Annotated in this window: 14 protein-coding genes and 2 pseudogenes; 7 read left to right on the forward strand and 9 right to left on the reverse strand. The window is 61.3% G+C overall.

Annotation, left to right across the window (positions count from 1 at the left end; genetic code table 11):
* The first annotated feature begins 2 nt into the window (after positions 1 to 2).
* Both AC3WWR_RS26685 and AC3WWR_RS26690 read left to right on the forward strand, forming a co-directional pair.
* On the forward strand, positions 3 to 632 hold the full coding sequence (locus AC3WWR_RS26685) for a sarcosine oxidase subunit gamma (protein WP_033042850.1): 630 nt from the start codon (positions 3 to 5) through the stop codon (positions 630 to 632).
* A gap of 82 nt (positions 633 to 714) precedes the next feature.
* Positions 715 to 1,959: an NHL repeat-containing protein gene (locus tag AC3WWR_RS26690; protein ID WP_033042847.1), complete on the forward strand. Its 1,245-nt coding sequence runs from the start codon at positions 715 to 717 to the stop codon at positions 1,957 to 1,959.
* Positions 1,960 to 2,034: 75 nt separating this feature from the next.
* On the opposite strand, the gene AC3WWR_RS26695 is transcribed toward AC3WWR_RS26690, so the two are convergent.
* The gene (locus AC3WWR_RS26695) at positions 2,035 to 2,856 is read right to left on the reverse strand and encodes an AraC family transcriptional regulator (RefSeq protein ID WP_151142472.1); all 822 of its coding nucleotides are present in this window, start codon (positions 2,854 to 2,856) and stop codon (positions 2,035 to 2,037) included.
* Positions 2,857 to 2,952: 96 nt separating this feature from the next.
* Here AC3WWR_RS26695 and AC3WWR_RS26700 point away from each other — a divergent pair, with 96 nt between their 5' ends.
* On the forward strand, positions 2,953 to 4,170 hold the full coding sequence (locus AC3WWR_RS26700) for an MFS transporter (protein WP_033042844.1): 1,218 nt from the start codon (positions 2,953 to 2,955) through the stop codon (positions 4,168 to 4,170).
* Here the strand turns inward: AC3WWR_RS26700 and AC3WWR_RS26705 are convergent.
* A pseudogene (locus AC3WWR_RS26705) lies at positions 4,167 to 4,894 on the reverse strand (DUF72 domain-containing protein). The gene AC3WWR_RS26700 and the pseudogene AC3WWR_RS26705 sit on opposite strands and share 4 nt — an antisense overlap.
* A 192-nt stretch (positions 4,895 to 5,086) precedes the next feature.
* Here AC3WWR_RS26705 and AC3WWR_RS26710 point away from each other — a divergent pair.
* Positions 5,087 to 5,737: a glycosyltransferase family 2 protein gene (locus AC3WWR_RS26710; RefSeq protein ID WP_492599203.1), complete on the forward strand. Its 651-nt coding sequence runs from the start codon at positions 5,087 to 5,089 to the stop codon at positions 5,735 to 5,737.
* Here AC3WWR_RS26710 and AC3WWR_RS26715 read toward each other — a convergent pair.
* Genes AC3WWR_RS26715 through AC3WWR_RS26725 form a run of 3 tightly spaced genes read right to left on the reverse strand, consistent with a single transcriptional unit; the run spans position 5,723 to position 8,129 of the window.
* Complete coding sequence (locus AC3WWR_RS26715; protein WP_020800983.1) at positions 5,723 to 6,337, reverse strand: SAM-dependent methyltransferase; 615 nt, start codon at positions 6,335 to 6,337, stop codon at positions 5,723 to 5,725. The two genes, AC3WWR_RS26710 and AC3WWR_RS26715, sit on opposite strands and share 15 nt — an antisense overlap.
* Entirely contained in the window at positions 6,334 to 7,104 is a 771-nt protein-coding gene (locus AC3WWR_RS26720; protein WP_020800984.1) for a PIG-L deacetylase family protein, read from the reverse strand. The genes AC3WWR_RS26715 and AC3WWR_RS26720 overlap by 4 nt, the downstream gene beginning before the upstream one ends.
* On the reverse strand, positions 7,101 to 8,129 hold the full coding sequence (locus AC3WWR_RS26725; RefSeq protein WP_083348882.1) for an acyl-CoA dehydrogenase family protein: 1,029 nt from the start codon (positions 8,127 to 8,129) through the stop codon (positions 7,101 to 7,103). Before AC3WWR_RS26725 ends, AC3WWR_RS26720 begins: the two co-directional genes overlap by 4 nt.
* 208 nt (positions 8,130 to 8,337) lie before the next feature.
* Between AC3WWR_RS26725 and AC3WWR_RS26730 the strand changes: the two genes are divergently transcribed.
* Positions 8,338 to 8,862 carry a cupin gene (locus AC3WWR_RS26730; protein WP_033042836.1) on the forward strand — a complete coding sequence of 175 codons (525 nt, stop codon included), beginning with the start codon at positions 8,338 to 8,340 and terminating at the stop codon, positions 8,860 to 8,862.
* 82 nt (positions 8,863 to 8,944) lie between these two features.
* Positions 8,945 to 9,100: a hypothetical protein gene (locus AC3WWR_RS26735; protein WP_191994402.1), complete on the forward strand. Its 156-nt coding sequence runs from the start codon at positions 8,945 to 8,947 to the stop codon at positions 9,098 to 9,100.
* 12 nt (positions 9,101 to 9,112) lie between these two features.
* Here the strand turns inward: AC3WWR_RS26735 and AC3WWR_RS26740 are convergent, their stop codons facing one another.
* The 4 genes from AC3WWR_RS26740 to AC3WWR_RS26755 all read right to left on the reverse strand — a co-directional run bounded on the left by AC3WWR_RS26740 (position 9,113) and on the right by AC3WWR_RS26755 (position 12,266).
* The gene (locus AC3WWR_RS26740) at positions 9,113 to 10,057 is read right to left on the reverse strand and encodes a methyltransferase (protein WP_492599204.1); all 945 of its coding nucleotides are present in this window, start codon (positions 10,055 to 10,057) and stop codon (positions 9,113 to 9,115) included.
* Between the two features lie 17 nt (positions 10,058 to 10,074).
* Positions 10,075 to 11,457 (reverse strand): iron-containing redox enzyme family protein, encoded by a 1,383-nt coding sequence (locus AC3WWR_RS26745; protein ID WP_492599205.1) that lies wholly within the window; start codon positions 11,455 to 11,457, stop codon positions 10,075 to 10,077.
* A 48-nt stretch (positions 11,458 to 11,505) separates the two neighbouring features.
* Entirely contained in the window at positions 11,506 to 11,715 is a 210-nt protein-coding gene (locus AC3WWR_RS26750; RefSeq protein ID WP_033042831.1) for a hypothetical protein, read from the reverse strand.
* A 230-nt stretch (positions 11,716 to 11,945) separates the two neighbouring features.
* The gene (locus AC3WWR_RS26755; protein WP_033042829.1) at positions 11,946 to 12,266 is read right to left on the reverse strand and encodes a DUF6124 family protein; all 321 of its coding nucleotides are present in this window, start codon (positions 12,264 to 12,266) and stop codon (positions 11,946 to 11,948) included.
* 520 nt (positions 12,267 to 12,786) lie between these two features.
* Here AC3WWR_RS26755 and AC3WWR_RS26760 point away from each other — a divergent pair.
* Positions 12,787 to 13,451 (forward strand): annotated as a pseudogene (locus tag AC3WWR_RS26760) (hypothetical protein); the annotation flags it as partial.

Raw genomic sequence — 13,451 nt, forward strand, 5'->3', positions numbered from 1 at the left:
CCATGACCAGCCTGAGACAACAACACAGCGCCGGGCAGCCGGCCCTCGCCCTCCTGCCCACCTGTGCGCTGACGGATCTGACCGACCTGCCCCGGGTCGGATTTCGCGGCGCCGACAGTGCGCGCTATTTGCAGAGTCGGGACTTCGTGCTGCCAGACGCGCCCAACCACGCCGTCACCCAGGTTGACGGCAGCTACGCCGTGCGTTTGTCCCAGACCGAATACCTGCTGCTGGGCAGTGCGCAAGACCAGGGCCAACGCATCGCCGACGAAGAGGCCCGCTGGGAGTTGGACCATCAAGCCAACTACCTGCTGCCACGCCAGGACAGCCATGCCTGGTTCCAGCTGAGCGGTGAACAATTGCCCGAAGTCATGGCCAAACTCTGCGGCGTCGACATGACCCCCCAGGTGTTCGGCCCCGGTGCCGTGGCGCAAACCTCGGCGGCGCGCATCAACGTGATCGTGGTCAATGCCACGTCGGCGCAACAGCCACGCTTGTTCATACTCTGCGACCGGGCATCGAAGGCGTACTTCCACGCGGCGTTGCTGGATGCCATGGAGGAGTTTTCAGGGTCGCCTGGCGCTGGCGAAATAGGCTGCGAAACATCGCAAACCTGTCATTTGTGTCAGTAGGCCCTCCGATTCATCTCCGATTAAATGGCTGGGGCTTGAGTACCCATCGGGGGTGCTTGAGCCTCACTATTGGAGAAGCATCATGTCGACTCTTACCTCCCCTGCCGGTCATCTGGATCGCAGCTTCGGCACTGACGGCACGACAATCCTGGAAGGATCCGACGTAAAAGCCATCGCCGTCCTGAAAGCCCCCGGCCCTCACCAAGGGAAAATCATTGGCGTGTTGGCGGACGGCAACGACTTCAAACTGTTCCGATTGGAAAAAAACGGCCTGCTCGACACCTCATTCGGTACAGGCGGATATCTGCGTTGGGGGTTCGCAGGCAGCCCAGTCCGGTCCACCCCTACCGGCATCACTGAGCTGAGCGGCGATAAATTGCTGGTGACGGGCTACGTTCAAGAAGGAAGCCCGGCAACCCTCTACTACCCTGCGGTAGCTCGCTTCAACGCTGGCGGCTCCATTGATCTTCTTTTCGGCAATGACGGGGTATATGTTTTCAAGGAACCACTGCCCACCGCGCAACCATCATCGGATATCACCCCACAGCAAACCAGCGATGGGGCTAGCGTCTATGTCGTCGACGCCAACGACGACCGAATTCTCTTTGCCTTCAACAGCGGGACATTTCGCCCCTACGCCAATCAAGGCTTGTTGATTCAACTGACGCCTGCCGGCCAGTTGGACACACGCTTCAACGAACAGGGCTATGTGTTCTTCCAGTTCGATGCGCAAAACACCGCATCCATCGGGCTCGCCGTCCGGCAAAACGGAAATTTCATTGTTGTCGGCACTGCCCCCAATCGTGCCTTTCTCGCCGCGTTCACCCCGACCGGGCAAATCGATTCGTCGTTTGGAACCGACGGTTTTGCCGTGCTTGCACAAGCTGCCGGGCCGGTGACACTCACGCAACTGCTCCTGCAACCGGACGACAAGCCGGTTGCGGTCGGCTGGTTCTCGGTGGCGTCTACCCGCAAGGGCTATGTCACACGCACCTTGGCCGACGGCAAGCCGGACAACACGTTCAACAATGCCCTACCCGTGACCATTGAACGCCCGTTCCAGAGTCTGCACCTCAAAAGCGCCCGACTGGACGCCGAACAGGCCATCGTCGTGGCCGGTGAACTGAACACCCGCGCACTGGGCCTGGTGGGAAGGGTAACGCCCCAGGGTTTAATGGACCGCACATTCGGTATTGATGGACTCTCCGATACCGGCATCGACGGCATCCTCAATTACACCAACAGCATGGCCATTCAAGAAGCGGGCGGGATTGTTGTGGCCGGCAGCAAAAACCCGATGGCCGCGGTATGTCGTTACCACGGCTGACGTCTTGCCATTCATTCTGCACGTTGGCGCCAAAAGCATCTGAGTGCATTGGCGGCTGAAAAAACCGGCAAGACCTCACCTGAAGAAATGACTGGGGGTCTTGCCGAACTGTTTCTTGAACATGCTGGTGAACGCACTGGGGCTGTCGTAGCCCAGTTCCCCGGCAATGTCGATGATCTTCTCGCCCACGGCGATGCGCTCCAGGGCCAGTAGCAACCGCGCCTGCTGGCGCCATTGGCCGAAGGTCATCCCGGTGTCCTTGCGGAACAGGCGCTGGATGGTTTTCTCATCGAGGTCCAGGCGTGCGCTCCAGTGCGCCAGGGTCGAACAATCGCCGGGATCGCGTTGCAACGCTGAACACACCACCTTGATCCGTGGGTCCGAGGGCTGAGGCAGATGCAGCGGCAAGGTGGGCAATATCCTCAGTTCATCGAGGATCAGGCGCATGACCCGGCCTTCGCGCGAATCCGCGTCGTAAGGTGAGGTGATAGCCACCGAGACCTTGATCAACTCACTGAGCAACGCCGAAATACTCACCGCCCTGGGTTCAGTCGGCATGTCCGCAAACGCTTCGGGACGCACGAACAGGCTGCGCATCTTCAACGGGCCGACGCAGCGAATCGAGTGAATGTGCCTGCTCGGCATCCATATCCCGCGGCTGGGCGGTACCGTCCACTGGCTCAATCCCGAGTGCACCACCATCACGCCCTCGATAGCGTAGATCAACTGGTGGGCTTGATGGGAGTGCGCTTCGATCACCCAGTTTTCCGGGTAGTCGGTGGCGCTGCTGCTCACATCGCAGGCTCGGTCGTCGATCTCTCTGAGGAATTCTTCCAGCGACTTGATCATGATGCCCTTTTTACGATAGTCGACTCCCGAATTGCGTGAGACAGGCAATCGGACGGTCCCTAGGATAACGCCGAACCCTGAAATGGGCAGCGCTTTTGTGCCTGGCACCGAGCCCCCGTCTTACGTTTTTTCTGGAAGGATCCCATGTCCATCAGTACCACTACTTCCCCCACGGCGACAGCTTCAGTGGCCAGCCAAGCCAGCCCGCTGGTGATGCGCGTCATCGGTGCCTGTGCCCTGGCGCATCTGATCAATGACCTGATCCAGGCCGTGCTGCCGTCGATCTACCCGATGCTCAAGGCCACGTACGGCCTGACCTTCACCCAGGTCGGCCTGATCACCCTGACCTTTCAATTGACCGCCTCGCTGCTGCAACCCTGGGTTGGTTACTACACCGACCGCCACCCCAAGCCGTGGCTGTTGCCGGCCGGTATGGTCTGTACCCTGGTCGGCATCCTGATGCTGGCAATGGTCGGCAGCTTCGGGGCGATTCTCGTGGCCTCGGCGCTGGTGGGCATTGGCTCGTCGACCTTCCACCCGGAGACTTCCCGGGTTGCGCGCCTGGCCTCGGGTGGTCGCTACGGTCTGGCCCAGTCGACCTTCCAGGTCGGGGGTAATGCCGGCAGTGCTTTTGGTCCACTGCTGGCAGCGGCCATCGTCATCCCTTATGGCCAGGGCAACGTCGCCTGGTTCGGGCTGTTCGCAGTATTCGCCATCCTCGTGCAATACGGCCTGAGCCGCTGGTACCGCAACCATCTGAACCTGTTCAAGCTCAAGCAGGGCACCCAGGCAACCCATGGCTTGTCGAGACAACGGGTGAGTTTTGCCCTGGTGGTCCTGGCATTGCTGGTGTTCTCCAAGTACTTCTACATGGCCAGCTTCACTAGCTACTTCACGTTCTACCTGATCGAGAAGTTCGACCTGTCGGTGGCCAGCTCGCAACTGTACCTGTTCCTGTTTCTCGGCGCCGTGGCAGCCGGCACCTTCTTCGGTGGGCCGATCGGTGACCGGATCGGGCGCAAGCAAGTGATCTGGTTCTCGATTCTCGGAGCGGCGCCCTTCACCCTCGCCCTGCCCCATGTCGACCTGTTCTGGACGGGCGTGCTGAGCATGGTCATCGGCTTCATCCTCGCCTCGGCCTTCTCGGCCATCGTGGTCTTCGCCCAGGAACTGGTGCCCGGCAACGTCGGCATGATCGCCGGGGTTTTCTTCGGCCTGATGTTCGGTTTTGGCGGCATCGGCGCCGCGCTGCTCGGGCACCTGGCGGATATCCACGGCATCGAATACGTGTATACGCTGTGTTCGTTCCTGCCGCTGCTGGGCATCCTGACGATCCTGTTGCCGTCCACCAAAGGGGTTTAGTGCGGATCCAGGCATTGCGCCAACGTCAAGGCATTGCCCAGTGCCGCGCCGCTGGCGGTGTTGTCGAAGATGCACCAGGCTGACTGTCCTTCGGCAGTGGCTGTTTGCAGCTCGACCCCCAGGCGTTCCAGGCGTGGCAATTCATAAGGGCTGTAGTAGATGCGCGGCGATCCATGCAGGCGCCAGTATTTGAGCCCCGGCCATCCCCGTGGTGTCGAGTCAGTGCTGATACGCGAAGGGTCCACCGCAACCTGCGCGATGTGATAGTGCACCAACAGTGCCTCGGCACCGGTCCAGGACTCGTGTCGGGGCTCGAGCACCACAGGTCCTGGAAAGCACCGCCTGAGGCTGATGAAAAATGCTTCGACGACCGACTCGTCAAATGCCAGCGACGGCGGTAGCTGCACCAGCAGGCAGCCCAGGCGATCACCCAGGCCGGAGCATTGCAGCACGAACTCATCGAGCGCCTGATCACAGGCCTGCAGGCGCTGCACATGGCTGATCAGCTTGGGCACCTTGACACTGAAACGAAAACCGACCGGCACGCTGGCCGCCCAGCGCTGGTAGGTTTGCTGGCGATGCGGGCGATAGAACGAGCTGTTGATCTCGGCGCAGTTCAGTCGCGCTGCAAGTGGGTGCCTTCAGCTGTAAAGGCGGCTGAATGTTCCCTGCCCAGGCTCCAGCCGGCACACCCGGTGAAAATCGTCCGTTCGTTCACGCCCATTGCCTCTACCAGTGCTTATGACTAAGGGCGCAGCGCAGATGCGGCGGTTCATTTTTTCATCGACGGCACCTGATCGATGGTTGCCCGCCATCGGTGATTACCTTTGTGCACAAACAGTTGCAACCAATGGCCATTGATCCCGGTCGACATCGAAAAGCCAGGTTACGGTGAACGTCCCATGGAGAGCTGCAGATGATAGGAGTGATTGTCCCGGTGCATAACGAGGAACAGCGTCTTGAGGAATGCATCGAGTCGCTGCTGGCGGCGGCTTTTCACCAGGACCTGGACCGTGAAGAAGTCAGGATCCTGATCGTCCTGGATGACTGCACGGACACTTCCCTGGACATTGCCCAGGCCTACGGCGTATGGACGTTGAGCTGCACCCACCGCAACGTTGGAAAAACCCGCGCGCAAGGCGCCGAACACTTGCTGGCGGCGGATGCTCGCTGGCTGGCCTTCACCGATGCCGACAGCGTCGTGCCCGATTCATGGCTGGTTGAACAGATCAGGTTCAACGCCGATGCGGTCTGTGGCCTGGTCGAAGTCAACGACTGGTCCGAACATTCGGAGCGAGTGCGCGAGCGCTATCACGCCAATTACCACCCCGTTGAGGGCCATCGGCATATCCATGGGGCCAACCTCGGCGTCTCTTCTGTGGCGTATCGCAAGGCGGGCGGATTCCAGGCCTTGCCCGCCCACGAAGATGTGCAGCTGGTCGCCGACTTGGAACGCAGCGGCGCGCGCATCATGTGGACGGCCGGCAACCCGGTCACCACCAGCGCTCGCCAGCATTGCCGGTGCCGGGAAGGCTTTGGCGACTACCTGAAGTCACTGGCCGGGTAACGACTGGCAGGTTTCGGCAAGGTCGATCGAGGTTGCTGTCCGGCTCCAGTATTCGAGCAGGAAATCCGCGTCCTCATGGCGCACCAGACGATGCAGGTGCAGGCGTTCGCCAAGCGCCGCATGAACATCGCGACCGTCCTGCGAACAACCTTCGATCGGATGCAACCAGTGACAGGCCAGCACGCCGCCCGCCGGGCCGAGGCTGCGCAAGGTGTTTTCGATGACCTGGTGCCACTCGTCCACATCGAGGAAGTACCCCACTTCGCTGAGCACGATGAGGTCAAAGTCACCGTCCGGCCATTGCCGGGGAATACCCGCCTGCTCGACGTGGACATGATGCAGTCCACTCAAGCGCTGGCGCGCCAGGTCGACCGCCTTCGCGTTCAGGTCCTGGCACAGCAACGCGTCGCAGCGCCCGGCCAACTGTACGCTGAGTTCACCGTTGGCACAGGCTGGCTCGAACACACGTTGATAGCGCTGGCGCGGCAGGCTGGCCAGCGTCAGCTCGCGCTTGCGCTTTTCGTACCAGCGGGTCCGGAAGGACCAGGGGTCATCGCTGGCCCCGAACAGTTGTTCGAAGTAGTCGGGGGATACGCTCATAAAAACACCAGTTCAAAAGGCTGCAGCAATCGTTCGAGGGTTTCACCGCTCAACACCGCGGGTGTCTGACCGTCGCGGCTGACCTGCGACGCATGGGCAGCGATGGCCTGGCGCTTGCGCGCCAACACGTGTGGGGCCAGCAGGTATTTGTGCGCCCGCGCCCAAGGGACTCGGGCATCGTTGGGGCGCGCCCAATGCCATGCCCAGACCGGCACTTCAATCAGGCAAGCCTGGTGGCGGGCTACCGCGCAGGCGGTCGCGCGGCCGGTCGCCTCGTGATCGCAATGTCCGTCCCGGCGCCAGGTGGTGATCACACGATCGCCCGGGCGAATCAATGCCGCCAGCCGCTCGACCAACCACGCCTCCTGCGTTTCTACAGCGCTGTCGGGCAACGCCAGGCGTTGCCAGTCCAGCAAATCGACATCGAGCCCCATGCGGGCGAGCGCGAGGGTACTTTCCATCGGGCGCTGCCGTCGCAGGCGTGTCGGCGTCCAGTGCCGCGATTGCGGGTGGCTGGCTTCGCCATCAGTGACCGCAATCATCAGGACGTCGGCCTCGTTGCCCTGCATTCCCGCGAGGATGCCGGCGCACCCGAGGACTTCATCGTCAGGATGCGGGGCGACGACGACCAGGCGCCGCCCCGCAGGCACCAGTTGTCGATGAGTGATGGTTGGCACCTGCGCCAACCCGTCACTGGCCTGCCATTCGGCCAGTGTTGTCCCCTTCCCCTGAATCAGGTTTTCTTGAGAAGCCGGCCCGGCGATCACAGCGCCCACCCATCGAGCGGCTGCGCGGCGACCTGCTGCCCAAGCTGCGCCAGGTCCTTTTCGGCATGGCTCTGTCGCAGGAATACCGGCAAGTCGGCGGCGAGCCTGGCGAAGTGACTGTCACGACACAATGGCGTGGCACCCAGCCCGCGTGCGACATGTGCAAGCACGCTGTCGACGGCCGCTTCTACTTGGGCACGCAGTCGGCGGACAGGAAGTTGCGCCGAGCGCCGGGGGTTTTCATCGATCCAGAGGGCGGTTTCCCGAAGCGCTGCCCGAGCGCAGCACAACGCCGCATCGACGGCTCCCAGATGCGCCTGGGCATGGGCGTCGCAGTACGGTTGCGTACAATGTTGGCGAAGGTAATCGGCAAGCGCACGAGCGGCGCCGTACCAACACGCGGCAATCCCGGCCCCACCGTGCCAGAAGCCGGGTCTGTCGACATATTGCCCGGGCAAACCGACACAACGGCCCAGCGCACCCTCGAACAGCACGTCGACGCTGGCCGTACGGCCCATGCCAACCGCTTGCCAGCCATCGTCGAGTAGCGTGATCGCCGGCTGCTGCAACGTGACCGCCACCAACTGCGGTTGCATCTGCTCATCCCACGCTGTCACCAGCGCCCGATCGAGTATCGCCGCGCCGGAACACCAGGCCTTGCGGCCCTGCAAGTACACGGTCCCGGCCTGATGGTCGACAATATTAAGCCGGGCAAAGGCCGGCTCGGCCGCCCAAGTGCCCCAAGTGCCCGCGGCCGGCGGCGCGTCGGGTTCGAGCTCGGCCATGATTGCCAGCGCATCGGTATGACCTTCGAACAGCTTGGCCAGTGCCAGATCGCTGGCCGAGACGGCGGCCAGGGTGCGCCAGCGATCCAGGGTTCGGCCTTGCCCGGGCAGAGGCAGGTCGGTAAATCCATCGCTGACGAGCTGCTGCATCAGCGGTTGCAGTGCAGCGTCCGCGATGCTTTTCGAAGGCCGACAGGCGAACCGTTGCAGCAGACGTTCGAGGGTTAACGCGTTGCTCATGGCCCTTTCTCCCTGATCACGACTGAGTGCTCCTGATCTTCAGCGCTTGAAATTCAGCGCTTGAAGTTCTGAGCCAGGCCGCCTTCAGGAGTTCACTGCACCTGCACCTGCGGTTTTTTAGAACCACCCATACCCAGGCAATGTCACTCAACAATAGGTCCCTGCAATAGCCAGCCTTTAAAGCGCCGGGCAAAGACGGAGGTCACAGATGAACAGGTCGAAAGCGGATGCTCCCGCGCGACAAATGATGTTCCAACACAATGGCTGGGTGCCGAACAACCCTCGCCTGCCGGTGCTGGTCTATCCCAAGGCCATCGCTGTCAAGGGCGACGATCCGGCGGCCCTGTTCGAACAAACCTTCAGTGCCAACGGCTGGCCACCACAATGGCGCTACGGCATTTATGACTTCCATCACTATCACACCGAAGGCCATGAAGTGCTTGGGATAGCCAGCGGTCATGCCCGCCTGATGTTGGGCGGACCTGGCGGCCACGTGCTGCAGGTCAGTGCCGGGGATGTGCTGTTGTTGCCGGCTGGCACCGGGCATTGCAACCTGGATTGCAGCGACGACTTCCTGGTGGTCGGCGCCTATCCACCGAGCCAGCATGCCGACATTTGCCGAGAAGCGCCGAGCGCTGCGCAGTTGCAAAACATCGAAACGCTGCCATTCCCCGACCAGGATCCGGTGCAGGGTGCACACGGCGCGATCAGCGAGTATTGGTGCAAGGGCTAACTTGCGTCAGGCATGGCTGGTGAAAATCTCGAACTCGTAGCGAAGGCCCCGATCCAATGAGTACACACCGGAGGCCAGTACCATGAACAACGATGACCACATCACCCCTGCCGACACCCCGTCCACCGAAGAGGATGACGCCCTTGCGACCCCTCCCCCCGAAACCACCGAGGAGGAAGCCGAGGACCTCAGGCGCAAAGTTGCCGAGATCGAACGCAAGGTAGCGGATGGCAATTGAACCGGCGGTGCATCAATAGCGCCGGGTGACGGTCAACGCGACCACGGCAATGCGCTCCACCCGTTCATAGCCGGGCTTGAGCAGTTCCTCGCCGAACACGTCAGGGTCCAGTTCGCGATATGTCCAGGTGAACCTGTCGTCGCCAAGCAGTGGCTGGATGGATTCGAGAAAAGGATCCGTCCCGGCCACCATCGCCACTCCTGTATACAGCAGCAGGCTGCCGCCTTTGTCCAGGCGCGGCAGCGATTCACGCACGATGCGTACCGACAAGGCTTCCCCCAGCGCCCCACCGCCATGCCGATACGCCCGTTGCTGGCTGTCGTTCATGTAGGGCGGGTTGGCGATGATCAGGTCGAACAGCCCTTCGACACTGCCCAGCACGTCGCTGTGGTAAGCGCTCACATTCCTGGCTTGGGCCAGCTCGGCATTCACCGCCAACAAACGCAACGCCCGTGGATTGATATCCACCGCCAGCACGTCGGCGTCCGGGCGGGCGCGGGCGACGACCAGTGCTCCGATACCGCTTCCGCAACCAATGTCCACCGCGCGCCGCACGGGCTCGGAGCGCTGCTGCAGATGCGCTTCGATCAATTGCGCGAAGCGGTAGCTGTCGGGCCCGAAAAACACCGCGTCGCTCTGCGTCGTCGGGTACGCCGAGTGGGCAATCAACAAGGGCCCAAGGCTTGACCAGCGTACCGTGCTACGCCACAGCGAACCCTCTTTTTCGACGATGGCCGCCTGCTCCAGGTCAGCCAGTTCCTGCGCTGGAAACAGCGTGTGCTCGAACGGCATCGACCAGCCGAACACGTCACGCCGGTCCTTGGCCAAGGGCGGTGCAAAGCGTTGGCATACGCGCTCATGGGTCAAGGGCGTCGGGGTGATGAAACGGTAGTCCTGGGCAGCCAGGCGCTTGCCGAGCTCCAGCAAAGTACGATCGGCAATCTGTTGTTCTGACATGCATGACACTCCTGGAATCAGCGCAAACGGGCCACGCATTCAATAAAGCGACGGGTTGCATAGAGCCCGGCGGGACGACAATGGCGCTGTGCGCAGAGCCAAGGGATCAGCAGTTGCAATTGCTGTCGCGGTGACTGGTCGTCCAGGGCGTCTTGCAAGGCCTTGAGCTCGGTATCGTTCGCCCAGGCGTCATCGGCGAAGGCATCATCGGACGGCACCCGGCGTATCGCCCGTTGCTGTTGCGGCGCTTGCCAGTCACCGGCGATCCAGTCGTGCAGCAGTTGTTTTTCGTAGCCACTGAACACGCCGAACATGGCCGCCGTGTCGCCCTCGATCAACTGCCAGAAGCGGCTTTCCCCGGGTGGGCCATGCCGTTTTATCCAGCCCTTGCGTTGCAGGGCGCCGAGAAAATCTTCGGTCTGGCCAGGGGTTGCCAGCCATTGATTGACGGTCTGGCCTTCGATCTGGCAGTAATCGGAATGCATGTGCTGTCCATAGGTACGTTTGCGCTCGAGCATGGCAATCACTTCCTGCTGCAGATCGAAACCTGCAATCACCGCCGTCGAGCCAGGCCCCAGGTCATTGAGTCGATAGCCGACGGCAACGCGCCGATAGAACTCGTCCCGCCCCTCCTCCATGGGCATCAGTTCGAGCAGCGCTTCAATAGCCTTGCGCCCGTGACCGCTGCTGATGTTGTCGATGGTCACGTGCAGGGTGAAATAGTAAGGATCGATCCCCAGCTCACGCAGTTCATAGGCACTGATCAGCAAGTGCAGTGGCAGTTGTTCATAGCCAAGGTTGTAGCCGATCACCTCCGGCATGAACATCGCGCTGCACTGCCCCAGTGCCAGCTGGATTGCGCCTTGGCGAAAATGTTCGTCGAGCAGCCCCTGCCTGTCGCCACAGTCGTGGGCGGCCAGCAGCTTGCGGTAGATGACCACGTGATTCTGCCGCGCATCGCCGTTACCCAATTCTTCCAGATAGGTGCTCAGCAGCCCGTCATAGCGCATGTCCTGCCAATGCTCCAGCACCCCGGCCAGCCATGCACCGTCGACTTCCTTGGTCGGGGCAACACGTTGCAGGAAACACAGGGCATGGGCCTTGTTCGAGAAATACCGACGCGCCCCGCCCTGCTTGCGCGCCTCGAGATAGAGGGCATAGTCACGCGCCACATCGGCACAATGTTGTTCCGTCCATGACGACAACTGGCCTGGCTGTTCAGGCAGATCACAGGGGAGTTCGGCGGCGAGGGCCAGTTGCTCGCGCAGGAACTGTTCGCCCCGCGTGGCTGCTTGCGGGTCGTTGCTGTACAGCAAACCATAGAGTTCACGGTAAGGGCCATCGACGCCGGCATCCGAAAGCGCCGAAGGCGAACCCGACAAGGGCGTGAATAGTGTCATTGGCTGTTCTCCTGGGCAGTGCATCGGGCTATCGCCGGGCGCCTGCGTTTATCGCCTGTCGTCGGACAAAGGTGTTTGTTCATCTGCCTCGGGAAGTTTCCTGTCGCGCTCATTCCAATCCTGCGCGCCGTCGTCATCTTCGAGGTTGGGCTGGGTCAGGGGATCGTATTTACCCGGATCGTCCGACGCAGGTTTTACAGCGCCCTGTGACTTGTCCGGGTCTTGCCCTTTATCCTGGAAGATCGTTTCGCTGGACATGTTTCACCTCACCACGTAGTTCCGGGTTTTCCGGGCCGTACTGGTTTGAAGGTGTCCAGGGGAAAGTGTGCGTTCGAATAGACGAGCGGCATGTGCACTTGTAGGAGCCAGCGGTGCGGCGATCCGACTTGCCGGCGAAAGCGTCATTGAAAATCGCCTTCGTCGGCATGCCGGGTTCCACCAGGTTTTGCGTTCCCCTGAGCCGCCACAGGCTGCGATGTTTTGATCTTCTATTCCCGGGGATCAATTCGATCCAGCGCGCGGTTCACCGCCAACTCCCCCTGCATGATGACTTGCGCAATACCCAACAGGACATTGCGACTCGCCCCCTGCGTGCGATCCGCCAGATCCAGGGCCATGACATTAGCTGAAGCCAGTGACTCACAGGCGTGGGCCAGGAGGGTTTCGGTCTCGAGTTCAGGGTTGACGATGAACATGGTGCAGGGTTTGCGTGGGGTGGCGTTGATGTCGGCGGCTGAGGAGATGGGGTCGTTGCGATTGTTTAAGTCGGTGGGATCAATACGCGGGGGATCGGGAGTGACCTTGGACATATCTCAGGTTCCTAATGGTATGCCACCCTCCTGCTGCTAAACGAAAAGGGAGGCAGCTGCACGCAGGTTAGCAGACCGGGGAACCTAAGAAGCCGGCGCGCCCAAGGGCGCCCTGCGCACAGCCACCATCAAAATGCAGGCGTAAACCTGACTGATGAAAGCGTCATGCGACTTAGGTTATCGCGGGCTGCTAAACCCGATCACTGATGTGCAGTGACACGAATCAAGTTACCGAGCGACCCCAAGGCGCACAAGCCGGCGGATTCTGGCGTAACCGTAGGCAACGACGCAAGACGCTGTGGCTTTCGGGAACTAGCGTAAGGGCCTTCTTACAAACACTCAGAAGCATCCTACGCGTCCATCAGAAACGTCCTATTTCCACCTCGACCCAACTTCGTGAAGGCTTGCGAGGCTCGCGCGCGGATGCTCATAAAAATCCTTTTGCCCGTGCGTGCGCCAGCCCTCTGAAGCTGACCATTTCGCTGCCTGCTCCCCTTTCGTTACAAGGAACGTACACGCCATGGCAACGCTGCTCGACTGGATTTTTGGCCGTCACTACGATTCAAGCACCCCCAGGGTCTGGCCAACCCCTGCCACCCAACCCACTTCGCCAGCGACGACTCCCGAAGCCGAACGCTTGCCGCCGCTGAAAAACTGGTGCCACCCGTTCAAGGACGCGCGCGACCCGTTACAACAGCTGACCCACCTGGCCAACGCCACCGCCGGTTACTACCCTCTGGGCCGCAATGGCCTGTGGCACGGCGGCGTGCATTTCGACAGCGGTACCGCTGCGGGCCTGAAACAGCAGTCCCATGTGCACTGCTTGGCCGACGGCGAAGTGGTGGCTTACCGCATCGATACGTATTCGCCGAAAACGACCTACTTCGTCAATGAAGAAGTTGAAAAACCCTTCTCGCGCAACTTCGTGCTGGTCCGTCATCACCTGCAGCCGCCGAAGCTTGAGGGCAGCACCGATCAGCCGCCGAGCCTGATCTTCTACAGCCTGTACTTGCACCTGCAGGATTGGGTGAAGTATGACGACGATCCGAACCTGGAACGGCCGGGATTCTGGCGCGAAGTGTACCGGGTCAAGGCCACGGCGAACGAGCCCCATCCTGACGATCCCGAACAACGCGGCGTGTACGTTTACTACCGCCCCCGGTCCGACAAGGTCGCTGACTTCTT

This window comes from Pseudomonas sp. EB271-G4-1 (genome assembly GCF_058791355.1).

What these genes read in the sequence shown, in the direction of transcription:
- AC3WWR_RS26755 (WP_033042829.1), bottom strand. Translation starts at nt 12,266, where the DNA reads ATGTCCAAGGTCACTCCCGATCCCCCGCGTATTGATCCCACCGACTTA.
- AC3WWR_RS26725 (WP_083348882.1), bottom strand. Translation starts at nt 8,129, where the DNA reads ATGAGCAACGCGTTAACCCTCGAACGTCTGCTGCAACGGTTCGCCTGT.
- AC3WWR_RS26745 (WP_492599205.1), bottom strand. Translation starts at nt 11,457, where the DNA reads ATGACACTATTCACGCCCTTGTCGGGTTCGCCTTCGGCGCTTTCGGAT.
- AC3WWR_RS26715 (WP_020800983.1), bottom strand. Translation starts at nt 6,337, where the DNA reads ATGAGCGTATCCCCCGACTACTTCGAACAACTGTTCGGGGCCAGCGAT.
- AC3WWR_RS26710 (WP_492599203.1), top strand. Translation starts at nt 5,087, where the DNA reads ATGATAGGAGTGATTGTCCCGGTGCATAACGAGGAACAGCGTCTTGAG.
- AC3WWR_RS26730 (WP_033042836.1), top strand. Translation starts at nt 8,338, where the DNA reads ATGAACAGGTCGAAAGCGGATGCTCCCGCGCGACAAATGATGTTCCAA.
- AC3WWR_RS26690 (WP_033042847.1), top strand. Translation starts at nt 715, where the DNA reads ATGTCGACTCTTACCTCCCCTGCCGGTCATCTGGATCGCAGCTTCGGC.
- AC3WWR_RS26700 (WP_033042844.1), top strand. Translation starts at nt 2,953, where the DNA reads ATGTCCATCAGTACCACTACTTCCCCCACGGCGACAGCTTCAGTGGCC.
- AC3WWR_RS26750 (WP_033042831.1), bottom strand. Translation starts at nt 11,715, where the DNA reads ATGTCCAGCGAAACGATCTTCCAGGATAAAGGGCAAGACCCGGACAAG.
- AC3WWR_RS26735 (WP_191994402.1), top strand. Translation starts at nt 8,945, where the DNA reads ATGAACAACGATGACCACATCACCCCTGCCGACACCCCGTCCACCGAA.
- AC3WWR_RS26685 (WP_033042850.1), top strand. Translation starts at nt 3, where the DNA reads ATGACCAGCCTGAGACAACAACACAGCGCCGGGCAGCCGGCCCTCGCC.
- AC3WWR_RS26740 (WP_492599204.1), bottom strand. Translation starts at nt 10,057, where the DNA reads ATGTCAGAACAACAGATTGCCGATCGTACTTTGCTGGAGCTCGGCAAG.